At 64.9% G+C, this 21,310-nt stretch carries 26 protein-coding genes; 14 read left to right on the top strand and 12 right to left on the bottom strand.

Features of this window, described 5'->3' with window-relative positions; genetic code table 11:
- Positions 1-37 precede the first annotated feature (37 nt).
- The 3 genes from G6P99_RS45595 to G6P99_RS45585 form a co-directional block, all read right to left on the bottom strand.
- Positions 38-238 carry a hypothetical protein gene (locus G6P99_RS45595; RefSeq protein ID WP_165126803.1) on the bottom strand — a complete coding sequence of 67 codons (201 nt, stop codon included), beginning with the start codon at positions 236-238 and terminating at the stop codon, positions 38-40.
- 35 nt (positions 239-273) lie between these two features.
- Positions 274-1,917, bottom strand: coding sequence for an NRAMP family divalent metal transporter (locus tag G6P99_RS45590; protein ID WP_165126801.1), 1,644 nt, complete (start codon positions 1,915-1,917; stop codon positions 274-276).
- 176 nt (positions 1,918-2,093) lie between these two features.
- Complete coding sequence (locus G6P99_RS45585) at positions 2,094-2,393, bottom strand: hypothetical protein (RefSeq protein ID WP_029083224.1); 300 nt, start codon at positions 2,391-2,393, stop codon at positions 2,094-2,096.
- Positions 2,394-2,733: 340 nt separating this feature from the next.
- Here G6P99_RS45585 and G6P99_RS45580 point away from each other — a divergent pair, with 340 nt between their 5' ends.
- A complete protein-coding gene (locus G6P99_RS45580; protein ID WP_029083225.1) occupies positions 2,734-3,003 on the top strand; it encodes a metal-sensing transcriptional repressor in 270 nt (89 codons plus the stop codon).
- A gap of 125 nt (positions 3,004-3,128) precedes the next feature.
- On the opposite strand, the gene G6P99_RS45575 is transcribed toward G6P99_RS45580, so the two are convergent.
- Positions 3,129-3,395: a hypothetical protein gene (locus G6P99_RS45575; protein WP_029083226.1), complete on the bottom strand. Its 267-nt coding sequence runs from the start codon at positions 3,393-3,395 to the stop codon at positions 3,129-3,131.
- Positions 3,396-3,540: 145 nt separating this feature from the next.
- Positions 3,541-4,347: a creatininase family protein gene (locus G6P99_RS45570; protein ID WP_029083227.1), complete on the bottom strand. Its 807-nt coding sequence runs from the start codon at positions 4,345-4,347 to the stop codon at positions 3,541-3,543.
- A gap of 148 nt (positions 4,348-4,495) precedes the next feature.
- Between G6P99_RS45570 and G6P99_RS45565 the strand changes: the two genes are divergently transcribed.
- From G6P99_RS45565 to G6P99_RS45525, 9 genes are all read left to right on the top strand, one after another.
- A complete protein-coding gene (locus tag G6P99_RS45565) occupies positions 4,496-5,527 on the top strand; it encodes an ABC transporter substrate-binding protein (RefSeq protein ID WP_029083228.1) in 1,032 nt (343 codons plus the stop codon).
- 7 nt (positions 5,528-5,534) lie between these two features.
- The gene (locus G6P99_RS45560) at positions 5,535-6,338 is read left to right on the top strand and encodes an ABC transporter ATP-binding protein (RefSeq protein WP_051346552.1); all 804 of its coding nucleotides are present in this window, start codon (positions 5,535-5,537) and stop codon (positions 6,336-6,338) included.
- Positions 6,335-7,123, top strand: a complete 789-nt coding sequence (locus G6P99_RS45555) for an ABC transporter permease (RefSeq protein WP_029083230.1) — start codon at positions 6,335-6,337, stop codon at positions 7,121-7,123. Before G6P99_RS45560 ends, G6P99_RS45555 begins: the two co-directional genes overlap by 4 nt.
- Positions 7,123-8,106: a 2-hydroxyacid dehydrogenase gene (locus G6P99_RS45550; protein ID WP_029083231.1), complete on the top strand. Its 984-nt coding sequence runs from the start codon at positions 7,123-7,125 to the stop codon at positions 8,104-8,106. The genes G6P99_RS45555 and G6P99_RS45550 overlap by 1 nt, the downstream gene beginning before the upstream one ends.
- Positions 8,106-8,801, top strand: coding sequence for an AprI/Inh family metalloprotease inhibitor (locus tag G6P99_RS45545; protein WP_029083232.1), 696 nt, complete (start codon positions 8,106-8,108; stop codon positions 8,799-8,801). The genes G6P99_RS45550 and G6P99_RS45545 overlap by 1 nt, the downstream gene beginning before the upstream one ends.
- 312 nt (positions 8,802-9,113) lie before the next feature.
- Complete coding sequence (locus G6P99_RS45540) at positions 9,114-9,485, top strand: YciI family protein (RefSeq protein ID WP_029083233.1); 372 nt, start codon at positions 9,114-9,116, stop codon at positions 9,483-9,485.
- A 12-nt stretch (positions 9,486-9,497) separates the two neighbouring features.
- The gene (locus tag G6P99_RS45535) at positions 9,498-9,848 is read left to right on the top strand and encodes a YciI family protein (RefSeq protein ID WP_029083234.1); all 351 of its coding nucleotides are present in this window, start codon (positions 9,498-9,500) and stop codon (positions 9,846-9,848) included.
- A 10-nt stretch (positions 9,849-9,858) separates the two neighbouring features.
- Positions 9,859-11,160, top strand: coding sequence for an RNA polymerase sigma factor (locus G6P99_RS45530; protein WP_245284803.1), 1,302 nt, complete (start codon positions 9,859-9,861; stop codon positions 11,158-11,160).
- A gap of 187 nt (positions 11,161-11,347) precedes the next feature.
- On the top strand, positions 11,348-11,725 hold the full coding sequence (locus tag G6P99_RS45525; protein WP_029083236.1) for a hypothetical protein: 378 nt from the start codon (positions 11,348-11,350) through the stop codon (positions 11,723-11,725).
- On the opposite strand, the gene G6P99_RS45520 is transcribed toward G6P99_RS45525, so the two are convergent.
- A complete protein-coding gene (locus tag G6P99_RS45520) occupies positions 11,715-12,152 on the bottom strand; it encodes a hypothetical protein (protein ID WP_029083237.1) in 438 nt (145 codons plus the stop codon). The genes G6P99_RS45525 and G6P99_RS45520 overlap by 11 nt on opposite strands.
- Before the next feature lie 183 nt (positions 12,153-12,335).
- On the opposite strand from G6P99_RS45520, the gene G6P99_RS45515 reads away from it, so the two are divergent.
- Positions 12,336-13,364 (top strand): putative zinc-binding metallopeptidase, encoded by a 1,029-nt coding sequence (locus G6P99_RS45515; protein ID WP_029083238.1) that lies wholly within the window; start codon positions 12,336-12,338, stop codon positions 13,362-13,364.
- Positions 13,361-14,395, top strand: coding sequence for a D-alanine--D-alanine ligase family protein (locus G6P99_RS45510; RefSeq protein WP_029083239.1), 1,035 nt, complete (start codon positions 13,361-13,363; stop codon positions 14,393-14,395). The genes G6P99_RS45515 and G6P99_RS45510 overlap by 4 nt, the downstream gene beginning before the upstream one ends.
- Before the next feature lie 10 nt (positions 14,396-14,405).
- On the opposite strand, the gene G6P99_RS45505 is transcribed toward G6P99_RS45510, so the two are convergent.
- Positions 14,406-14,681, bottom strand: a complete 276-nt coding sequence (locus G6P99_RS45505; RefSeq protein ID WP_029083240.1) for a hypothetical protein — start codon at positions 14,679-14,681, stop codon at positions 14,406-14,408.
- 384 nt (positions 14,682-15,065) lie between these two features.
- Positions 15,066-15,686, bottom strand: a complete 621-nt coding sequence (locus G6P99_RS45500; protein WP_165126799.1) for a Crp/Fnr family transcriptional regulator — start codon at positions 15,684-15,686, stop codon at positions 15,066-15,068.
- A gap of 215 nt (positions 15,687-15,901) precedes the next feature.
- On the opposite strand from G6P99_RS45500, the gene G6P99_RS45495 reads away from it, so the two are divergent.
- Positions 15,902-16,888 (top strand): L,D-transpeptidase family protein, encoded by a 987-nt coding sequence (locus G6P99_RS45495; protein WP_035977566.1) that lies wholly within the window; start codon positions 15,902-15,904, stop codon positions 16,886-16,888.
- Between the two features lie 1,119 nt (positions 16,889-18,007).
- Here the strand turns inward: G6P99_RS45495 and G6P99_RS45490 are convergent.
- Positions 18,008-18,184, bottom strand: a complete 177-nt coding sequence (locus G6P99_RS45490) for a hypothetical protein (RefSeq protein WP_165126797.1) — start codon at positions 18,182-18,184, stop codon at positions 18,008-18,010.
- Positions 18,185-18,568: 384 nt separating this feature from the next.
- Here G6P99_RS45490 and G6P99_RS45485 point away from each other — a divergent pair, with 384 nt between their 5' ends.
- Complete coding sequence (locus tag G6P99_RS45485; RefSeq protein WP_256375138.1) at positions 18,569-18,697, top strand: hypothetical protein; 129 nt, start codon at positions 18,569-18,571, stop codon at positions 18,695-18,697.
- A gap of 10 nt (positions 18,698-18,707) precedes the next feature.
- On the opposite strand, the gene G6P99_RS45480 is transcribed toward G6P99_RS45485, so the two are convergent.
- From G6P99_RS45480 to G6P99_RS45470, 3 genes are read right to left on the bottom strand one after another with little or no spacing between them, the layout of a single operon-like run.
- On the bottom strand, positions 18,708-19,463 hold the full coding sequence (locus G6P99_RS45480; RefSeq protein ID WP_029078007.1) for a GntR family transcriptional regulator: 756 nt from the start codon (positions 19,461-19,463) through the stop codon (positions 18,708-18,710).
- 6 nt (positions 19,464-19,469) lie between these two features.
- On the bottom strand, positions 19,470-20,450 hold the full coding sequence (locus tag G6P99_RS45475) for a Gfo/Idh/MocA family protein (RefSeq protein WP_029078006.1): 981 nt from the start codon (positions 20,448-20,450) through the stop codon (positions 19,470-19,472).
- Positions 20,447-21,310: an NAD(P)-dependent oxidoreductase gene (locus G6P99_RS45470; protein WP_334261888.1), complete on the bottom strand. Its 864-nt coding sequence runs from the start codon at positions 21,308-21,310 to the stop codon at positions 20,447-20,449. Before G6P99_RS45470 ends, G6P99_RS45475 begins: the two co-directional genes overlap by 4 nt.

Here is a 21,310-nt window from a genome sequence, read left to right as displayed (position 1 = left end):
CCAGGCTTCTGTGGCAAACGGGTCGACGCCCGACCGTTCAATCGATGCCGCCATTCTCTTCGTCCCTCGTTTTGATGAATACCTGCTGCGATGCCCGGCCGAGCACGACTCTGGCGCCGGCCCGTTCGACACATCGCGCCATGGACAGCGCCGTCCGCATCCCGGCGTCTGAAATCACGCGTCGCTGATAGAGCGCGGTCGCGCCGCGCAGGATGGCGCTTGCCAGCCTGAGCAACACGATCGCGCCCCATCGCCGTCCGCGGCTAGGCGCGGTCACGCTCCCACCGTGGCGAGCTGGACGATCCGCAGCAGCACGAGACCGGCGGCGACGACCAGATAGCCACGCAGCACCAGCATCCAGATCCGGCTCAGCGGGCTGAGGCGCGCCTTTGGCAGCCGGTCGAGCGGCGGCATCCGCCAGCTGTCGCGGTCGAACAGCGGCGGCCTCAGTTTGGGGCGGAAGGAGGCGTTACGGTGCGACGACATCTCGTACAGCTTGACGAGCGCGGTGACCGCGAGCGCAAGCCCGCTGCCGCCGACGAGGATGCCGATGATCCATTGCTCGCTGAGGTCGGGGAATAGCACCGCCGCAGTCAGGATCACCGACAGCATCACCAATGCCGCGACCACCGCGCCCGTGAACAGGTTCAGCCTGGTCGAGTTGACCCAGGGCCCGAGGATGTGGCGGTCGTTGCACAGCAGGAGCAGGAACACGGTTGCGCTGGGCAACAGCACGCCGGCCAGCGTCTGCACCGCATTGGTGAGCAGCCCGAGCGGCGTACCTGGCGTCAGCACCAGCACGGCGGCGAGCACGATGAGGCCGCAATAGACGGTGTAGAAGCCCTTCGCATCCCACAGCTTGCGGTGCAGCGAATGCTTGACCGCGAACACGTCGCCGATCGCGTAAGCCGTTGCGAGCGAGACCGCCGCCGCGCCGATGATGCAGGCATCGAGCAGCGCAAGGGCGAACAGCACCGCCGGCAGCCGGCCGGCATATTTCTCGAGCCCGACCGCGGTTCCCAGCGCGTCGGTGTAATTTCCGAATTCGGGCCGTCCGGCGAACACCGCCGCACAGAACGAGATGATCGCCACGGCGCCGACCACCACCAGCACGATGCCGATGCACAGATCCATCCGCTCATAGCGGATGAAGCGCGGTGTGATCCGCTTGTCGACGATGTAGCTCTGCTGGAAGAACAATTGCCATGGCGCCACCGTGGTGCCGACGATGGCGACGATCAGCAGCATCACCTCGCTGAGCTTGGCGTCGTGCGGCATCTTCGGCACGAAGAAATCGGCCGCGATCTGCCCGATCGGCGGATGCACCATCAGGATGACCGGCACCAGGAGCAGGCTGCCGACCACCAGCACGATACCGAAGCGTTCGAAGCGGCGGAAGTCTCCGGTCGAGACCGCCAGCATTACGATCGCCGCCGAGGCCAATACGCCCCAGAACTGCGAGACGCCGAGAAAGCTCAGCGCGAGCGTGATGCCGATGAATTCGGTGACGATGGTCAGCGCGTTCAGCACCAGGAGGTCGATGACGCTGAAGGCGCCCCAGAATTTGCCGAAGCGCTCGAAGATCAGCCGCGCATGGCCGACGCCGGTGACTGCTCCGAGCCGCACCACCATCTCCTGGTTGACATAGAGCACCGGGATCAGGAGCAACAGCGTCCACAGCAGCGTGGTGCCGTAATTCTGTCCGGCCTGGGTGTAGGTACCGAACGCGCCGGCATCATTGTCGCCGACCATCACGATCAGGCCGGGGCCGACGATCGCGAGCAGTGTCTTCAGCCGGGCCAGCCAGGTCGCGCGCGGCGCGGTGTCGTCGCGGGCGATGCTGCCGAGCGCGCCATGGATGTCGCCGGCATGCGCGGTATCGAGAATGGCGGTTGGGGTGGTCGTGGTTTCGGTCATTTCGCGTCTCCTCGCCGCCCCCTGGGGCACGGCTGAGGGACGCGGAGCCGTCAGGCGCGCACGTCTCCGCTGCCGTGAGCAGCGGCATTTCCAGATGTCATGTCGTTCGAAAATCCCGCTGCTGCGCCTGAGTGGCGCGCAACGGGGCAACTAGGTCCTTCGTCCATGTCGGCCTCCTAAATCCGCGCCGCGGCTTTCACCACGTGGCGCGTTGACGTTGCGCGCGGGCCAAGGCGTCGGCCCGCGCGTCGCTGCTGATCGAGATCGCCGCTGGTGTCGTCGATGGTCCACCGGCATTCCAGCCGGCCGTCGATCAGGACCCAATGACAGGCCGGGGTTGGACGCCGACGGTCCGCCGGGCAGCGAAAGCCCGGCAGGTTGTCATTGCAATGCATGGCCGCGCGCGGCGGCATGCGCCGCGGCTCGACAACGCGCCGCGGGCTTGCTTGCCGGAATCTTGCGAGCTTTTCGAACATCGCTCACCTCCACTTCCGCTGGTCGCGGCAGGCCGGTGAGGAGCGGGCGGTTACGTGAGGCGTGACCACCTGTCCACGCAGGCGATATCTGCGCGATCAGTCTTGCTGTGTTGCGGCGTCAATGGTCCCGGCGTCGCGGGGCTACTGTCGCCAGAGTTGCTACTGCCCATGTGCCTTCTGTGCTGGCTCGTGGTCGGGTTGGTGTTCGGGGACAAAGCCCCGGTGCGGAACGATTGTTCCAGCAATCGGGCACTACGCCCGGCACAATGGCCTGTCAAGCCGATTCTACTATCCTCCCGGGAGGATCGTGATTATCCTCCCGGGAGGATAGGAGAACCGCATGTCCGACGACCATCCGCACGCCGCGATCGCCCGCCGCCTCAAGCGTGCCAACGGCCATCTCGAGACTATCGTCGAGATGATCGAGCAGGGCCGGCCCTGTGCGCAGATCGCCCAGCAATTGCAGGCGGTGGAGAGCGCGATCGAAAGCGCCAAGAAGGCGCTGATCCACGATCACATCGGCCACAGCCTGGAAGACACGCTGAAGGCCGGAGGTCCGAAGGGCCGCGCCGTGCTGCGCGACTTCAGGCTGATCGCAAAATATCTGTGACCTGGGCCCGCCTGTCGCGAGCTCACAGCATTGACCCGCCCGGGGGGATTACCGGGCGGGTCTGTTGCGACACGGGGTGGATGAGGACCCGTGTCGAACACAGGATCCGCAGCCTTAGATGTCGATCAGTAGCAGGAGCGCACGCGGCCGATGTAGTTGCCGAAGCCGTCGTACTGGCGCACCCAGGCGCAGCGCCGATAGCCGCCGTTGTAGTAGTAGCCGTCGCTGACCGCGATCGCGCTGCCGACAACGGCGGCGCCGACGAGGCCTGCGCCAACGCCCCAGCCCCAGCCATACGGCCTGGCTTCGGCCTGCGAGGTGGTGGAAGCGATGGTGCCGGTCACGGCGAGCGCGGTGAGGGCGAGGGCGGCAAACTTGGTCTTGATCGACATGGAATGCTCCATCCTGCGAGCGCGGCGCCGGTGTGGTCCGCATGCCCGTTGGACGGAGGCTGTCCGGTTCCGGTTCGAGAGATGAGACCGGAAATATGGCTTCGTGAATTGTTTCGTCGCCACTGCTCCGACGAAGCAATTCCGATCAGCTGCCGCGAAAGATGCTCGGATCGAACTTGTCGACGTCGGCGAGCAGCTCGCAGAACGCGCCTGCGCCGTGCTCGATCAGCTGCTCGCCCTTCTCGGCCGAGGCCTTGGTCGCATCGCCGATCGCGCCGCTCGGGTTGAGGTCCTGCGCCTGCCAGGCGAACGGCGCCGGCCGTTGCGTCGACAGCAAGCGATAATCCTTTTCGATTTTTACGCTGGCGGGCTTGAAGTCCGCGATCGCATCCTGGCGCACGGCTTGCGGATATTTCGCCAGCATGATCGAGGTCTCGACCGCGCCGCCATGGATGCCGTGGCGCAATTCGTCGGCATCGAACAGCCCATCCGGCGTACCGAAGCGCGACCAGCTCGTCGTCACCACCAGCATGCCGTGTTGCGCGCGCAAATCCTGCGCCACCAGCTGCATCGCGGCGGAGTTGCCGCCATGGCTCGTCACCATCACGAGCTTCTTCACCCCGGCGCGCGCCACGCCCACGCCGAGCGCCATCCAGCTGTTCAGCGCCACCCTGGTCGGCAGGGTTAGCGTGCCCGGAAAATCGATGTGCTCGGTCGAGATCCCGACCGGCTGTAGCGGCAGGAACGTCGCCGGCATCGCCGCCGGCAGCAGCTCGCGCACCCGCGCCAGATAGGCCTCACCGATCATGACGTCGGTTCCGAGCGGCAAATGCGGCCCGTGCTGCTCGGTCGCGGCCAGCGGCAGCACCGCGATCCAGCGCGCGGCCGCGTCCCCGGCGATATCGGGCCAGCGGATGGCGGTCCAGTCACGGGGCGGAAGCTGAGAAGTCATCAAGCAAGCGTTTCATTGGGTGGATTTGCAGGCTAGTTGGTTTAACATCATAGAGGCGTCTGCGTCTCCGGGCGCGATCCTCGTCGCCGGGGCATGATCCGCGCCCCGGCCTTCCATCATGGGCCATAATGTCAGACGGAGTCCAACCATGATCCGGGCCTTTTTGCCGCGAGCGTTAACCACGAACCTTCTGGCCGCCGCCCTCTGCGTTGCCGCGGCCATCGTCCCGGCGCGGGCACAGACGCTGGACAAGGTCTCGTTCGGCACCAACTGGGTCGCCGAGGGCGAGCATGGCGGGTTCTTCCAGGCGGTCGCCGACGGCACCTACAAGAAATACGGCCTCGACGTCACGATCGTGCCCGGCGGTCCCAACGAGAACAACCGCATGCTCCTGATCGCGGGCAAGCTCGACTTCTTCATGAGCGCGAACTCGCTGCAGACCTTCGACGCCGTCACCAACAACGTGCCGCTGGTCGCGGTTGCCGCGATGTTCCAGAAGGACCCGCAGGTCTTCCTGACCCATCCCGAGGTCAAGGCCACCAAGATCGAGGATCTGAAGCCGCTGACGCTTTTGATCTCAAAGGAGGGCATCACCAGCTACTTCCAGTGGCTGAAATCGGAATACGGCTTCGACGAGAACAAGGTGAAGCCCTACACCTTCAACCCGCAGCCCTTCATCGTGAACAAGCAGACCGCAATGCAGGGCTATGTCACCTCGGAGCCCTTTGCGGTGGAGAAGGCCGCCGGCTTCAAGCCGAACGTGCTGCTGCTCGCCGATTACGGGTTCAACTCCTACTCGACCCTGATCGAGACCCGCCGCGACCTGGTCGACAAGAAGCCGGATCTGGTGCAGCGCTTCGTCGATGCCTCTGTTGTCGGCTGGTTCCATTATGTCTACGGCGACAACTCGGCCGGCAATGCGATGATCAAGAAGCTCAATCCCGACATGAACGACGAGCTGCTGGCCTATTGCGTCGCCAAGATGCGCGAGCACGGCATCGTCGATTCCGGCGATTCCATCAAGAACGGCATCGGCGCCATGACGGACGAGCGGATGGCGAGCTTCTTCGACAAGATGGTGCGCGCCGGCGTGGTCAAGAGCACCATCGACTACCGCCAGGGCTACACGCTGCGCTTCGTCAACAAGGCGGTCGGCGTCGAGCTCCGGCCGAAGAACTGACGGCCGGATGGCGGGGGCTGCGTTGTCTGAATCCGATGCCCGGTCAGCCGTGCGCCTGCGCGGCGTCACCAAGACCTATGACTCCGGCGTGACGGCGCTCGGGCCGCTCGACCTCGATGTCTCCGGCGGCGAGTTCGTCTCGCTGCTCGGGCCCTCCGGTTGCGGCAAGTCCACCGCGCTGCGGCTGATTGCCGGCCTCGCCACGCCCAGCGCCGGCACGGTCGAGCTCGCCCATCACGGCACCGAGCCGCGCGGCAGCCACAGGATCGGCTTCGTGTTTCAGGAGCCGACCCTGATGCCGTGGGCCAACGTGCGCGACAATGTCCGCCTGCCGCTGAAGCTCGCCCGCGTGCCTGCGGCCGGCGCCGATGCGCGCATCGCGGCCGCGCTCGATCAGGTCGGGCTCAGCGAGTTCGCGAACGCCTATCCGCGCGAATTGTCCGGCGGCATGAAGATGCGGGTGTCGCTGGCGCGCGCGCTGGTCACCGACCCGGATATCCTGTTGATGGACGAACCGTTCGCGGCGCTCGACGAGATCACGCGCTTTCGCCTCAACAACGACCTGTTGTCGCTGTGGCGTAATTTGCACAAGACCGTCATCTTCGTGACGCACTCGGTGTTCGAGTCGGTGTATCTCTCGCAACGCGTGATCGTGATGACCGCGCGCCCGGGCCGGATCGATGCCGAGTTTCGCATCACATCGTCCGAGCCACGCGGTGAGGAGTTCCGCACCTCGGCCGAATATGCCGCGCTCTGCCGCGAGGTCTCCAGTGCACTGGCGCCGTCCTATGCAGGGCAGGCGGGCGCATGAAGTCTCCGCAGGATCTCGTGCGCTTCCTGCTTCCCGTCGCGGTGTTCGCCGCGGGCCTCGTGCTCTGGGAAGCCATCGTCCGCGCCTATGGCATCCAGCCCTATGTGCTGCCGAGCCCGCTTCTGGTGCTGAAGACGCTGGTTGCGGACTGGCCGGTGCTGTCGCAATCGCTCGGCGTCACGCTGTTGACCACGCTCGAAGGCTTCGTTGCCGCCGCGATCGGCGGCGTGGTGCTGGCGCTGCTGTTCAACCAGTCCAAATGGCTGGAATATTCGCTGTTCCCCTATGCGGTGGTGCTGCAGGTCACGCCCGTGATCGCGATCGCGCCGTTGCTCCTGATCTATCTGCAGCAGCAGACCGCGGTGATCGTCTGCGCCTGGATCGTGGCGTTCTTTCCGGTGCTGTCGAACACCACGCTCGGCCTCAACTCGGTCGATCGCAACCTCGCCGGATTGTTTCAATTGTATGGCGCCTCACGGCTGCAGACGCTGCTGTTCCTGAAGCTGCCGGCGGCGCTGCCCTATATCCTCGGCGGCCTGCGCATCGCCGGCGGGCTGTCGCTGATCGGCGCCGTGGTCGCGGAGATCGCGGCGGGCAGCGCCGGCGCCGGCTCGGGCCTGGCGTTCCGGATCGCTGAATCGGGCTACCGGCTGAATATTCCCCGCATGTTTGCAGCACTTCTTCTGCTATCGCTGGCCGGGATTGTCATCTATGGGGTGCTGGCGCTAGTTTCGCATCTTCTGTTGCGGCGTTGGCATGAGAGCGCGTTAGGAAAGGACAATTGATGGCCCCGATTTCTTCCGAAAAGATCGATCTGTTGATCTATGGACCTGTCAGGCCAATCCTCGAAAACGGCTTTTCCGATCAATACGTGCTGCACCGGGCCGAAAGCCGCGGCGACCTCGAACGCCTGACGGGCGAGACGAAGGACAAGATCCGCGGTATCGCCGTCACCTATCACACGATGGCGACCGACAAGACCGCGATGGCGCTGTTTCCGAAGCTTGAGATCGTCGGCAGCTTCGGCGTCGGCTATGACCACGTCGATTCCCATTACGCCCGCGATCACAATATTGTGGTCACCAATACGCCCGACGTGCTGACCGAGGAGGTCGCCGACGTCGCGATGGGGCTGTTGATCGCGACGCTGCGCGAGTTCGTCAAGGCCGACCGCTATGTGCGCTCCGGCCTGTGGCAGACCCAGAACTATCCGCTCAGCGTCGGCTCGTTGCGCGACCGCAAGATCGGCATCGTTGGCATGGGCCGGATCGGCCAGGCCATCGGCCGCCGCCTCGAAGCGTCGCGCGTGCCGGTGTCCTATCACTCGCGCAATCCGTCCAAGGACGTCGCCTACAAGCACTATCCCGATCTGATCGAGATGGCGAAGGCGGTCGACACCCTGATCGTCATCGTGCCCGGCGGCGCCTCGACCGCGAAGATGATCAATGCCGATGTGCTGAAGGCGCTTGGGCCCCGTGGCGTGCTGATCAATGTCGCGCGTGGCTCTGTGGTCGACGAACCGGCGCTGGTCGCGGCGCTGAAATCCGGCACCATCCTGGCCGCCGGTCTCGACGTGTTCGCGGCCGAGCCGAACGTGCCGGACGAGCTCAAGGCGATGCAGAATGTCGTGCTGCTGCCGCATATCGGCTCGGCCTCGGTGGTGACGCGCAATGCGATGGACCAGCTCGTGGTCGACAACATCAAGAACTGGTTCGCCGGCAAGCCGCCGCTGACGCCGGTTGCCGAAACCCCGGTGAAGGGCCGCTGATGACCCTGTCCCGCTTCAACGTCGCGCTCCTGCTGCTGCTGGCCGCATCCGGTCCGGCAGCCGCGCAGGATGCCTCGACGTTGAAGAAGGACATGATCGGGCAGTGGGAGCTCGCCACCACCGAGCGCAGCAAGACCTGCGTCGTGACCCTGAAACCGGATCAGACGCCGCAAGGCTTCAAGCTCGAGCTCGAGCCGGCCTGCGCCGCCGCGCTGCCCTTCACCAAGGACATCGCCGGCTGGAGCATCAAGGGTCTCGGCGACATCGTGCGGCTGCAGAACGCGGCCGGCGAGGCCGTGATCGATTTCACCGAGGTCGAGACCGGCATCTTCGAGGGCATGCGCACCAACGAGGGCGTCTACATCCTGCAAAACCTCGCCGCCGCGCGCTCGCTCGCCAAGTCGATGGACCAGATGATCGGCGACTGGTCGATGGTGCGCGGCAATGGCCAGGCGATCTGCGTGCTGGTGCTGACGAACACCGAGGCCGGCAACGACAATTTCCAGGTGTTCCTGAAAGGCAAATGCGATCCGGCGGTCGCGGCCTTCAATCCGTCGCTGTGGCGGCTCGATCACGGCCAGATGGTCCTGATGTCGCCCAAGGGAGAAACCTGGCAGTTTGAAGCCGACGACAACGCCCAGTGGCGCCGCGTCCCCGACAGCGCCGACCCGCTGATCATGCTGCGGGAGCAGTAAGGCGGGTGTTCGCTTGCCTTCCCCGCTTGCGGGCTAGTTCCCCGTCATCCTGAGGAGCCGCGAAGCGGCGTCTCGAAGGATCGACGGCCACAAGCCGGGCCGCGCACCCTTCGAGGCTCGCCCAGCGGCGCAATTGCGCCGCAAGGCTCGCACCTCAAGGTGACGGGGAGGGGATTGTCGCCCTCTTACGCAGCAATACTCAAAAATAATTCCCAGCCCCCTGTCGATCCTGCCCGCCCCGGATCGTCGTCCCCCATAGCGAGCCGATTTCACCGCAATAATCCTGCCGCTCGCCGGGAACAGGAGCATTTCATGCGCTTTATGTCGATCGTCCTCTCGTCCCAGCCGCCGCAGCAGCCGACCCCGGAACTGCTGGAGGCGATGCACAAGCTCGCCGACCGCGAGATCAAGGCCGGCCGCATGATCGACAATGCCGGCCTGATGCCGCTTGCCACCGGCGCGCAGGTTCGCCTGGTCGGCGGCGAGCTCAGCGTCGTCGACGGCCCCTTCGTCGAGGCCAAGGAGGTGATCGGCGGCTATGCCATTTCGGAGCTCCGCAGCAAGGAGGAGGCGGTGGCGCTCGCGGTCGAGTTCATGCAGCTGCACAGGGAGCACATGCCGGGCTGGGAAGGTACCTGCGAGGTCCGCGCCTTTGCCGGCTTCGCCGGCCAGTGCGGTGAATAGAGGAGGCACGCGATGCGCTTCATGTATGTCCTGGTCGCCGAGAAGCCGATGTTGCCAAATCCCGCGCTGCGCGAGGCGATCGGCAAGCTCGCCGAACGTGAGATCGCGGCCGGCCGCATGCTTGATACGGGCGCACTGCTGCCCCGAACGGCGGGCGCGGAGGTGAAGATCAAGGACCGCAAGCTCACCGTCACCGATGGTCCTTTCATGGAGGCCAAGGAGGTGGTCGGCGGTTACGCGGTTTTCGAGCTGAAGGACAAGGAGGAAGCCGTGGCGCGCGCGGTCGAGTTCATGCAGCTTCATCTTGACCACATGCCGGATTGGGAACTGTCATGCGAGGTTCGTCCCTTCATGGAGTGCTGACGATGATGGCGTGTTGCCGGTGTCCGGCGTGACCGCGGACGACATCCAGCGCACCATTCTCGGTGTCTGGCGCATCGAGCAGCCGCGGCTGATCACCAGCCTGTCGCGGATGCTGCGCGATGTGCCGCTCGCCGAGGATCTGACCCAGGAAGCGCTGGTCGCGGCGCTCGAGCACTGGCCGGTCAGCGGCGTCCCGGAGAAACCGGGCGCCTGGCTGATGGCGACCGCCAAGCGCCGCGCGCTCGATCATCTCAGGCGCAATCGCATGCTCAGCCAGCGGCACGGCATGCTTGCGCACGATCTGGCGCGGGAGCAGGAGACCATGCCCGATTTCGATTCCGCGCTTGACGACGATATCGGCGACGAATTGCTGCGGCTGATCTTCACCGCCTGCCATCCGCTTCTGTCGCGGGAGGCGCGTGCCGCGCTGGCACTGCGGATGATCTGCGGCCTGACCACCGAGGAGATCGCGCGCGCCTTCCTGCAGACCGAGGCGGCGATCGCCCAGCGTATCGTACGCGCCAAGCGCACGCTGTCGGAATCCGGCCTCGCCTACGAGACGCCGCGCGGCGCGGAATTGTCGGAGCGGCTCGCCTCGGTGCTCGAAATCGTCTACCTCATCTTCAACGAGGGCTACACCGCGGCGACCGGCGACCAATGGCTGCGGCCGCAGCTCTGCTACGAGGCGCTGCGCCTGGGCCGCGTGCTGACCGCGATCGCCCCATTGGAGCCGGAAGCGCACGGCCTCACCGCACTGATGGAGCTCAACGCCTCGCGGATGGCGGCGCGCACCGATGCGAACGGCGAGCCGATCCTGCTGATGGACCAGAACCGTGCCCGCTGGGACCGCCTGCAAATCCGCCGCGGCCAGCTCGCGCTGGCGCGCGCCCGCGAGCTCGGCGGCGCCGGCGGCTTCTATGTGCTGCAGGCTGCGATCGTCTCCTGCCACGCCGAGGCCGGGACATCGGACGCGACCGACTGGCGCCGCATCGCCACCCTCTACGGCGATCTCGCCGCGCTAGTAAAATCGCCGGTGATCGAGCTCAACCGCGCGGTCGCGATCGGCATGGCGGAAGGTCCGCTCGCCGCGCTCGCGATCGTCGACGGTCTCGCGCACGAGCCGGCGCTTAATTCCTATCATCTGCTGCCGAGCGTGCGCGGCGATTTGCTGCACCGGCTGAGCCGCTTCGCCGAGGCCCGCGTCGCGTTCGAGGCCGCGGCCGATCTCGCCGGCAATACGCGGGAGCGCGAATTGTTGCAGCGGCGTGCGGCTGCGGCCGCGCGCGCCGCGCAGGACCCCGGCCGCCGCTGACCGCTCCGCAGTTTCGACGCAAAGCGCCGCCACGTAGCCCGCATGAGCGCAGCGACATGCGGGGCGTTGCGACGACCGGCCCCGGGTATCGCTCCGCTCACCCGGGCTACGGGTCACGCGCTTCCGCGATTTCGACTCAAACCTGCGGCATGCTCGGACGAAATGTATTGGATCGGGAACCGCGACCATGACGAAACCCTCGGTGCTGGCGATCGGTCTCGATCCGGCCTTCGTCGATCTCGCCGCCTTCCCGCAGTTTACCCCCGAGCTGGTGCGCAGCTACATCGACGCGCAGATCGACGGCCTGCGGACGCTTGGCTACGACGTCGAGAGCTGCCTGATCGATACAGGCGAGACCGCCGAAGCGGTGACGGCGGCGGCCCTCAACGCGCGTCGCTACGATTGCGTCGTGATCGGCGCCGGGTTGCGCGAGCCGTCGGAACGGCTGCTGCTGTTCGAGACGATCCTCAATCTGGTGCACCGGCTCGCGCCCGATGCCTCGATCTGCTTCAATACCAATCCCGCCGACACCACTGCTGCCGTGCAGCGCTGGGTCAGGCCTTAGGCGCAACCAGCGCCGCCTTGCCGCGCAGCCCCCACAACAGCAGGATCGATGCTGCGATGATCGCAAGACCGATCGAGATGAACCCTGCGGTCACGAGCGTTTCCTGCCATGGCGCGGCACTGAGGCCGGGCGCTGCGATCGGCGAAAGTGCGCCGGTTCCGAGAATGGCGGCGATCGTGGTCACGGCCCAGTTGCCGTAGGTCCCGCACAGCAGCGCCCAGTAGGCTATCGCGCTAGCGCGGGACGGCAGCCTGACCTCGCTCCAGATCGCGCCGACCGCGAGCAGGAAGGTGCCGTTCATGACGCCTTCGAGATGTGCCGCCAGCGCCATCCGCACATTGCTGAAGTGCTGCTCGAGAAGGCCGGTGACCAGCCCAATCAGGAACAAGGCCATGCCGTGAAAAAGCAGCCGTCGCCGATAATCCATTCTCGTCCCCTCAAATTGCCTAAGTGAATATCGGTCGACTATACCAGAAAGCGCGAGGGCGTTTGCGTTCCGCGCGGTCGCTGCCCGGCCTGATCGGGGGCCGTCGCGAAGGCCGGGCGGTTGTGACCGGCAGCAACCTATGACAGCATCCGGATTTCGATTTGCCGTGACGTCTGGAGACCTATGCCGCGCCGGAGATATGCCTGGGAGAATCTGACGGATGAGCAGTTGCTGGAGCAACGCCTCAGCAGCCTGAGGGTGAGGGTCGAGGGCACCTGGCTCGCGGACTGCGTCAGCACGCTTAGCGAGGAGCTCGAGGAACGGGGGCTGCGGCTGCGGCCGCACGCGTGGATATCGAGCGAATGGTTCAGTCCGTCGAGTACGCCCGGCATCGCTATTCCGTTCTATCTCGCCCATCCTCGCCTGATGAAGCTCGAGAAGAAGATGATGCTCGACGTCGAGGGCGGCACCTGGTCCGAGTGCATGGCCATTCTCCGTCACGAGGCCGGCCACGTGATCCAGCACGGCTACCAGCTGCAACGCCGCCGGCGCTGGCAGCAGCTGTTCGGTCCGTCGTCGCGCCACTACCCGCGCTACTACCGGCCGAATCCGGCCAGCCGGAATTATGTCCAGCATCTTCGGCTGTGGTACGCGCAGAGCCATCCGGACGAGGATTTTGCGGAAACCTTCGCGGTGTGGCTGCGGCCGCGTTCGAACTGGCGGACGCGCTATGCCGGCTGGCCGGCACTGAAGAAGCTCGAATATGTCGACGAGCTGATGGGCGAGATTGCCGGCAAGCGGCCGCTGCTCACATCGCGCGAGCGCGTCGATCCATTACATTCACTCAAGCAGACGCTCGGCGAGCACTACAAGAAGAAGCAGGCGTTCTACGCCTTCAATCCACCGAAGACCTATGATCGCGACCTGTCCAAGCTGTTCTCGGCCGATCCACGGCATCAACGGCATCCGGCGGCCTCACTCTTCATCAGGCGGCACCGCGCCCAGATCAGGCAGCTGGTCGCGCGCTGGACCGGCGAGAACCAGCTGACGCTCGATGCCGTGCTTGATGATATGATCTCGCGCTGTCGCGAGCTCAATCTGCGCGCCGTCGGCCCTGAGCAGAAGCTCGTCGCCAACTTCACCATCCTGCTCACCGCCAAGACCATGCACGCGCTGTTCGGCCCGTCGCGCCGGAAATGGATCGCGCTATGAAACGTCTTCGCATTCTCGTGCTGATGCACCCGGACTTCGTGCCGCCGGATTCCTCGGACGGCTACTCCGCCCAGGAGATCAATGCCTGGAAAACGGAATACGACGTCGTCAGCACCTTGCGCGCGGCCGGCCATGAGGTCCGTCCGCTCGGCGTGCAGGAGGAAATCAAGCCGGTCCGCGACGCGATCGAAAATTTCAAGCCGCATGTGGTGTTCACGCTGCTGGAGGAATTCCACTACGAGGTGGTGTATGACCAGCACATCGCGAGTTATCTCGAGTTGATGAAGATCCCCTATACCGGGTGCAACCCGCGTGGCCTGATCCTGGCGCGTGGCAAGGATCTGTCCAAGACGCTGGTGCATCATCGCCGCATTCCGGTGCCGGCCTTCGCCGTGTTCCCGATGCGCCGCAAGGTCAAGCGGCCGCCGCGTCTGGCGTTACCGCTGATCGTCAAGAGCCTGAGCTCGGATGGATCGCTCGGCATCTCGCAGGCTTCCATCGTCGACACCGACGAGAAGCTCGCCGAGCGGGTCGCCTTCATCCACGAACGGATCGGAACCGCCGCCATCGCCGAGCAGTTCATCGAGGGGCGCGAGCTTTATGTCGGCGTGCTTGGCAACAACAGGCTGCGGGTTCTGCCGGTCTGGGAATTGAAGTTCGGCAGCATGGGCGGTCACAGTGCGCGGCACATCGCCACCGAGAAGGTCAAGCACGATCCGAGCTATCAGGAGCGCATCGGAATTGAGGACGGGCCGGCCGGGAATCTGACGCCGGAACTATCCGCCCATATTCAACGGCTGGCGAAACGCATCTACCGGACGCTCGGGCTCGATGGCTACGCGCGCATCGATTTCCGCCTCTCGACCAATGGCGTTCCCTATTTCATCGAGGCCAATCCCAATCCTGAAATCGCCAGGAGCCAGGAGTTCGCAACCGCGGCCCTGCATGACGGGCTGGACTACGCGGGTCTGCTGCATCGCATTGTGACCCTGGGCATGAGCCGCGCAAAGGCGGGCGTATCGCTGGGCTGAACCGAAGCCGCTACAGGCTGCGCTGCGTCGGCGTATGGCGCCGGCCGTCCCTTGGGATGAACATCGCAAACGTTTCCCTAACGCGCGCCGCCGGCGTCGGGTCGACAGCGGCGGCCGAGACCGGGGCCGCGGTGGGACGGAACGCATCGCCTTCGGGCCAGCGCCGTGCAACGACGTCGCCGACCGGCGCCATCATGAGCAAGTCGACGTTGCGGCAGGCGTCGTAGACGTACAAACCGGCAAGAAAAATCGATACGGCAACAAGAATCGTCCTGAAAATCGGCATTGTGATTGCGCCTTCTTGATTGAGGCGAACAATGCCCTGCGACAGTGAACCGCGCGTTTAGCGGTCCGATCGATCGGTCGATACGGTTCCCACGTGGTGAAACGGTTCCCACTTCGTGCGATGGCTGCGTAAACGGCTCGCTTACCAATGCCCTCAAGATTGCAGCAACCAGCTTTCCTCAACGGGGCGAAAGAAGTCTCTGGCATTGAGAGACCAAGAAAAACACTGAGGAGGCACCATGTTCGTCGCCATTCGAGTCATGATCCTGATCGCCAGTGCTTATGCAGGCTCGGCCGTCGCAGAGATGCAGTTTGCGCCGTTGCCGAGCCCAGCGGTTTCGTCCGCGCCGTAGGACCGGCAGGCGACGCGCATCTTCCGGCGCGGTTACACCGGATTGGGCGCGGCAGCCCCGATTGCACGGGCCGCGTTCTCCGTCATCCGGGTCGCCGTCAGTCGCAGAAAATACAGCGACAGTCCTGGATTGCGCTCGCACAGCTTCTTCAGCGCAGCGTCGCTGATCCACAGCAGATCCACATCCGTTGCCGCCACGGCAGTTTGCGTGCGACGCCGTTCGAGGGAAAACAGTCCGATCTCTCCGAACAGTTCGCCTGCCGATACCCCGCGATCGATCTCGGGAAACCTGACCTGCCCCGATACGACCATATAGAGAAGGTCGGCATCGTCGCCTTTCCTGAAGATGGTTTCTCCTGCCTTGATGTGCTTTGCGTGCATGAACGGTTGCAGCCAGTTCGGAGAAAGATCCGTCGCCGCAGCAAGCTTTGCCTTGCGGAGCAGGCGGACCATCTGGAACAGCAGCAGCACGTTCAGCGGCAGCAGAATGATGTGAAGGATGAGCACTGGATAGATCCGGTCGCCCAATCCATAGCTGATGAACGCCAGATTGCTGAATATCGCGACGGTGCGCAGGCTCAACATGGTGCTCATGCAGAACGTCAGCAGTACAAGCGCCGACGCGAGGTAACCCAAGCCATCGATCAAGGTCATGGCAGCACCCACTGGAAAATGAACTGCAAGAAAAGTGTTCTGAAAGCGACTTCCAACCTTTGCTAGAGCGCTCATTTTCTTGGGCGGAAATGAGGCCGGCCCGCGCATCAGGCGGAACAGGCCTCCGTGATGCGACCTCCGCTGACGGTGCCGCTTGCATTGGAACTTCGCAGCTTTCCGTGGCTTTACCGAAGGTTGCCACGTTGGGATGCGAGATGTTCCGGCCCCTTGCCATTGTGCTGCTGCTTGTGTCGACCGCGCCGGCGGCGGCGGGTCTCGACGCGGCCTCGATCAACGATGCGGCGGCGCCGTCGGCAAAATTGCCCGGCCCTCACCAGGTCAATGCCTCCGTTGCGAGGCTCGAAATTATGCTCGATCGCGCGCATTTCTCCCCCGGCGAGATCGATGGCAAGCTGGGCGAGAACGCACGGAAGGCGCTGACGGCCTTTGCCGGGGCAAATGGATTGTCGTTCGACAAGGCGGTGACGGCGGACCTCTGGACCAGGCTTGCCGCTGCCAGCGACGGAGCTGCGATCGTCAACTACACGATAGCGGAGGCGGACGTGAAAGGGCCGTTCCTCGAGAAGTTGCCGCCGAAAATGGAAGGCATGAAGGATCTGCCGGCTCTGGGCTACAGAAGTCCACGGGAAGCGCTCGCCGAGAAATTCCACATGAGCGAGGAGTTGCTGCAAGCGCTCAATCCCGGACAGAAATTCGACAAGGCCGGCGATACGATCGCGGTTGCGAACGTCCTCGACACGGGAAATCCGGCGCCGGTTGCACGCGTCGAGGTCGACAAGACCCGGCAGACGCTCAGCACTTTCGACGCTGCGGGGAAGCTCGTTGCATTCTATCCCGCAACGGTCGGCAGTGCGGAGAAGCCGACGCCGAGCGGGACGTTGAAGGTGACGGCGATCAACAAGAACCCGACCTATCGCTACAACCCCGACTACAAGTTCAAGGGCGTCAAGTCGAAGCGGCCTTTCACGATCAAGCCCGGTCCGAACAACCCGGTCGGCTCGATGTGGATCAACCTCTCGGCGGAAGGCTATGGCATTCACGGTACCCCCGATCCCGGAAAGGTCTCGAAGGCGGAGTCCCACGGCTGCGTCCGGCTGACCAACTGGGACGCGGGGCGCGTCGCGGCCGGCCTTGCGAAAGGCACGCCGGTGGCGTTCGTGGAGAGCGCGATAATGCGATGAACGTTGGAGGGTGATCGAGCCGCGCAAACGAGGGGGAGGCGTGGTCAGTAGAGCGTGGGATGGGTGGAGCGAAGCGAGACCCATCAATTCCCTTCCGCGGCGCAAATGATGGGTTTCGCTGCGGTCTACCCATCCTGCGAGTCGACGGGCTGTCAATCTTCGATTTATTTGTTCGGCTTTTCAGAATTCGACTTGACGCTTGACCCAACTTAGATGTTCAATATGCCCGTCTCACCCGATCGAGGGGCGCTTCGCGGTCGTCACGAACGCGGTGTGGGATGCGGTGGACGCGGAATGCGCGACTGACGAGTGCGCATGAGGCGGACGGTGAAGTCGTGTGGTCCTGACGCCCTAGCTAGCGGCAGGTGTCTCGTCGCAAGACGCAAGCGCGTTTTGCGAAGGCGGTGACAAGCAAGCCCAGTCTCGCCGGGGAGAGCACGAAGTAAGCCGTAACCCATCGCGCAGGGAAAGCCGGATTGCTCCGGTTACACCTGTGGTCCTACCCCCGAGCTTTCTACCCATTGCTCGGGGCCCATGGGTGCGATCGGCACCCGGCTTTCCCTGCGCCCTCTGTTCGGAGAGAGGGCGGAACGAAGAGCAAAGCTCGGACAAATCATGTCGCGAGGATGCAGATATGTGACTCACAAGTGGCGCGACAAATCCAGTGTCGTCCCGGCCTAGGGCGCAATTGCGCACGGGGGCCGGGACCCATAACCACTGAAGGCGATTGTTGCGCGATGCTGTGGCCACAGCTCATCTCAACAACCCAATCCTGTGGTTATGGGTCCCTGCTTTCGCAGGGACGACGCGTGGGAAGAGCCGTGGGCACTCATTCTCTCCGGTGTCATCGTCCGGCTCGACCAGGCGATCCAGTACGCCGCGACCCCTCGGCTCAAGCACTGGCGTCTCTGGAATACTGGATCACCCGCATGCGCGGGTGATGACACCGAGAGCTTGGCTGTCTGACTGGTGAATCGGAATCCCCCCGTTGCGCAACCGTCGTGCCCGGAGCAGGCCGCATCACGATGGACGCATGCCAGCACACACCAGCCATGGCAGACGGTCGCGGGAATCAGCGGTGGAGATCGTGTGCCTCAGGGACGAGACGCGGCCGCGGCCCTACTGGTCCGTCTTCGGCGTCTTGCCTGCAATGTCGAGGCCGAGCCGGAGCGCGCGCTCATGGCGCTCTTCGATCAGGAGCTTCAGTTCCCGTTCCAGCGACCGCACCACCTCCTCCTGCGTTTCCTTGGAGTGGCGGCGGGAGCCGCCTTGCGGTTTGGCCGGTTGGGCAGTCACGGGAGGCCCCTTGTCATCACACTGTCATCGCCCTGATGACACGGCCGGAGTCGCCGCGACAATCAAAAAGAATTCAGCGGCCGCACGTTTGGAATGTTTGTTGTGCGTCTGACTCAAATTTGGGCAGAAAATTCTCTTTGCCTTTGTCTCGAATGGAGCCGAAGCCGGTCGGGCCCGCGGTCTCATCAATTGGGATGAGAGAGGCCGGTTCCGACGAAATCATTTCCGGATTGGCACGAAGGCGTCCTGAAACCGACAAGGTCTAACCTTAGTAGCGTTGTGAGGACGGATGCCTGGTGAGACGCTGATGATCGAGGTCGTGAGATTCACGACCAGGGTCGTGAGACTGATCAGTGCTCCCAGGACGTTGGGGATGATCTCGGAATGAAGAAGCTGAATGCTGTGCCATATGTCTGGGCGGCCGCGTTGATCGCGGTCGCGATCTGGGGCGTGAGCGGCACCCCGCAGATGGCGCACACCTCTGCCAGCACGCATTTGGCGCGGGCGCGATAAGGCGTTTCCCCTAAAGCTTCGGTCGCAGCGAGCGCTGCATGTCCATCGTGTAGGTGTAGCGCCCCTCGGGGTGCGTGGTGATGGTGACCTCGAACAGTTCCTCGCGCAGGCCGTAGTAGCGGCGTACCACGGTGAGCGCCGGCGAGCCGGTCTTGACGCCGAGCGCCTTGGCAATCGGCGCCGGCATGCCCCGCACGAAGATCTCCATCTGGGCGCGCTCGGTGACCTGGCCGTACATCTTGGCGATCTGCTCATGCACCGGGGTGCGGCCATGGTCGCTGCGGGTCACGACATCGGCGAACCGGCGCAGCACGTAGATCTCGGTCCAGCCGAGCGGCGCGGCGAACTGGTCCGAGCGGCGCACCGCCTCGATCAAGAACCAGCTCCTGCCGGGCTCGCATTTCAGGAGCCCGGCCAGCTTGCGGTCGGCGACGATGTCGCTGCTAGCCACGACGTCGCGGTAGGTTTCGTTGGAGTAGCGCAGCCACTCGCCGAGCGACTTGACGCTGTGGGTGAACAATACCGGCGGCTCGGATGCGATCACCACCGAGCCGAGGCCGGCGCGGCGCACGATCAGGCCCTGTTCGATCAGGATGCGCAGCGCCTCGCGCACGGTCTGGCGGCTCGCGCTGAAGCTCGCCATCAGCTCGGTCTCGGTCGGCAGCAGATTGCCGACCGCGTAGGTGCCGAGACGGATGTCCCTCTGCAGTCCGGTGGCGATGTCGCGATAGCGGGACGATCTCGCCCTGTCCGGTTGTTCAGACATGGTGGGTCACTGGTATGCCGTATGGCAGGCGACCGGATGTCCTGTCTGCATCGACTGCAGTGCCGCCTCGAATGCAGCGAGCGTTGCCAGCACATCTGCCTCCGGCACCGGGAACGGCTGCTTGCCCTCGACCGCATCGGCAAAGGCTGTGAGTTCCGCGGTGAGCGTGTCGACCGCCGGATAGCGCGTCGTCGCGGGCACCTCGCCGGATTTCCGCAGCACCATCGTCACCTCGTCGAGCACTTCGGCAGATCCCTTCGTTCCGAACACATGCACGCGCCAATAGAACGGTGTTGCGCGGATTGTCGCAAGGGTTGCGCTCACGCCATTCACAAATTCAATCGCCAAGGTTGCAGTGTCGAGCGGCGGCGGCCCGACGGCGCGCGCACTCAACCGGGCATAGACCTGGCGTACGGGGCCGAGCAGGCTGACGAAACCGTCGAGCACATGCAGTCCCGCGCCGGTCAGCCCGCCGCCCGGCGACTCCTCGGGCGACAGCCGCCAGCCCTGGGTGATGGTCTGCGAGTTCTCGTTGCTGTTGTGGCCCTCGACATGCAGGATCGTGCCGAGCTCGCCACAGGCTGTGATCGCGCGCAGCGCCCGCATCGAGGGCCAGAACCGGCGATTATGCCCGACCGCGAGCAGCACGCCGGCGTTGCGGCAGGCCGCGAACATCTCGGCGGCGTCGTTGCGCCGAAGCGCCAGCGGCTTCTCGCAAAACACCTGCTTGCCGGCCGCGGCGGCCGCGATCACTTGGCTCCGGTGCAGCGAATGCGGCGTCGCCAGCAGCACGGCGTCGATCTCGGGCGCGGCGAGCACGGCCTCCAGGCTCGTCGCGGCGGACAGGCCATGCGCCGCGCAGAAACTCGCGGCGCCCTTGCTGTCGGGTTCGACCGCGCTTGTGATCCTGAGCCGCGGCTCGTTCTGCGCGGCCTCGACCAGCGCGCGGCCCCAGCGGCCGAGGCCCATGATCGCACAATTGATCATGAATGCCCCTCATCCCGGCCGCGCCCGGCACGGATCGCCTCGATCACGGCGGCGCTGTCGCTCTCGGGGCCTTGGAGCGCGACCGCCGCGCGCAGCAGCTCGGCCTGCACTGAGGTCAGCGGCAAGGGCAGGCCGTGCCGGCGGGCCTCCCGCAGGATCAGCTCGGTATCCTTCAAGGTCTGCGCGATATGCGATTGCGGCGAGAAATCGCGCGCCAGCATCTTCCGTCCCTTGCTGTCCATCGCCTTGGAATATGCCGCCGATTGCCGCGCCGTCGCAAGGAACGTGGCGCCGTCGAGGCCCAGGCTCTCGGCAAAGGCGATGCCCTCGGCCAGCGCGGCGCGGTTGTTCTGCAGGATCAGGTTGATGGCGAGCTTGGTGCGGCTCGCATTGCCGATCGCACCGACATTGATCCGCTGCGGGCAGAGGATGTCGAGCGTCGGCTCGGCGGCGTCGATGACATCGGCATCGCCGGCGACCAGCGCGGTGGCGGTGCCGGCGCGGACCTCGGCGCTGGTGCCCGAGATCGGCGCCTCGATCAAGGCAAAGCGCGAGCGCGAGGCGAATTCGGCGATCACAGCGATCTCGCCCGGCGCGCAGGTGGTGGTGCAGATCACCAGCGGCGGCACCGCCGCGTTGGCGAGGTCCGGAAGCAGTCCCTTGACCTGGCCCGCGTCGTACACCGCGATGACGATGGTCCGGCAGTGCGCCGCCACATCGGCGGCGAAGGCGGCGAACTCGGCGCCGCTGGCCCTCAAGCCGTCGTTCTTCGCGGCATCGATGTCGAAGCCGATTACGCCTACGCCGGCGTCGATCAGCCGCGCGGAGAGGGCCGATCCCATCAGCCCCAGGCCAATCAT

Source organism: Bradyrhizobium sp. 6(2017) (assembly GCF_011058295.2).
Taxonomy (GTDB): domain Bacteria; phylum Pseudomonadota; class Alphaproteobacteria; order Rhizobiales; family Xanthobacteraceae; genus Bradyrhizobium; species Bradyrhizobium septentrionale.
This window is presented reverse-complemented; position numbering and strand designations above follow the sequence as displayed.

Excerpts from the sequence above, each read along its gene's own strand:
- G6P99_RS45560 (WP_051346552.1), top strand. The coding sequence starts at position 5,535 with ATGGCGGGGGCTGCGTTGTCTGAATCCGATGCCCGGTCAGCCGTGCGC.
- G6P99_RS45545 (WP_029083232.1), top strand. The coding sequence starts at position 8,106 with ATGACCCTGTCCCGCTTCAACGTCGCGCTCCTGCTGCTGCTGGCCGCA.
- G6P99_RS45520 (WP_029083237.1), bottom strand. The coding sequence starts at position 12,152 with ATGGATTATCGGCGACGGCTGCTTTTTCACGGCATGGCCTTGTTCCTG.
- G6P99_RS45540 (WP_029083233.1), top strand. The coding sequence starts at position 9,114 with ATGCGCTTTATGTCGATCGTCCTCTCGTCCCAGCCGCCGCAGCAGCCG.
- G6P99_RS45475 (WP_029078006.1), bottom strand. The coding sequence starts at position 20,450 with ATGATCAATTGTGCGATCATGGGCCTCGGCCGCTGGGGCCGCGCGCTG.
- G6P99_RS45535 (WP_029083234.1), top strand. The coding sequence starts at position 9,498 with ATGCGCTTCATGTATGTCCTGGTCGCCGAGAAGCCGATGTTGCCAAAT.
- G6P99_RS45565 (WP_029083228.1), top strand. The coding sequence starts at position 4,496 with ATGATCCGGGCCTTTTTGCCGCGAGCGTTAACCACGAACCTTCTGGCC.
- G6P99_RS45585 (WP_029083224.1), bottom strand. The coding sequence starts at position 2,393 with ATGTTCGAAAAGCTCGCAAGATTCCGGCAAGCAAGCCCGCGGCGCGTT.
- G6P99_RS45580 (WP_029083225.1), top strand. The coding sequence starts at position 2,734 with ATGTCCGACGACCATCCGCACGCCGCGATCGCCCGCCGCCTCAAGCGT.
- G6P99_RS45555 (WP_029083230.1), top strand. The coding sequence starts at position 6,335 with ATGAAGTCTCCGCAGGATCTCGTGCGCTTCCTGCTTCCCGTCGCGGTG.
- G6P99_RS45550 (WP_029083231.1), top strand. The coding sequence starts at position 7,123 with ATGGCCCCGATTTCTTCCGAAAAGATCGATCTGTTGATCTATGGACCT.
- G6P99_RS45485 (WP_256375138.1), top strand. The coding sequence starts at position 18,569 with ATGAAGAAGCTGAATGCTGTGCCATATGTCTGGGCGGCCGCGTTGATC.
- G6P99_RS45495 (WP_035977566.1), top strand. The coding sequence starts at position 15,902 with ATGTTCCGGCCCCTTGCCATTGTGCTGCTGCTTGTGTCGACCGCGCCG.
- G6P99_RS45505 (WP_029083240.1), bottom strand. The coding sequence starts at position 14,681 with ATGCCGATTTTCAGGACGATTCTTGTTGCCGTATCGATTTTTCTTGCC.
- G6P99_RS45575 (WP_029083226.1), bottom strand. The coding sequence starts at position 3,395 with ATGTCGATCAAGACCAAGTTTGCCGCCCTCGCCCTCACCGCGCTCGCC.
- G6P99_RS45525 (WP_029083236.1), top strand. The coding sequence starts at position 11,348 with ATGACGAAACCCTCGGTGCTGGCGATCGGTCTCGATCCGGCCTTCGTC.
- G6P99_RS45515 (WP_029083238.1), top strand. The coding sequence starts at position 12,336 with ATGCCGCGCCGGAGATATGCCTGGGAGAATCTGACGGATGAGCAGTTG.
- G6P99_RS45500 (WP_165126799.1), bottom strand. The coding sequence starts at position 15,686 with ATGACCTTGATCGATGGCTTGGGTTACCTCGCGTCGGCGCTTGTACTG.
- G6P99_RS45590 (WP_165126801.1), bottom strand. The coding sequence starts at position 1,917 with ATGACCGAAACCACGACCACCCCAACCGCCATTCTCGATACCGCGCAT.
- G6P99_RS45470 (WP_334261888.1), bottom strand. The coding sequence starts at position 21,310 with ATGATTGGCCTGGGGCTGATGGGATCGGCCCTCTCCGCGCGGCTGATC.
- G6P99_RS45480 (WP_029078007.1), bottom strand. The coding sequence starts at position 19,463 with ATGTCTGAACAACCGGACAGGGCGAGATCGTCCCGCTATCGCGACATC.
- G6P99_RS45510 (WP_029083239.1), top strand. The coding sequence starts at position 13,361 with ATGAAACGTCTTCGCATTCTCGTGCTGATGCACCCGGACTTCGTGCCG.
- G6P99_RS45570 (WP_029083227.1), bottom strand. The coding sequence starts at position 4,347 with ATGACTTCTCAGCTTCCGCCCCGTGACTGGACCGCCATCCGCTGGCCC.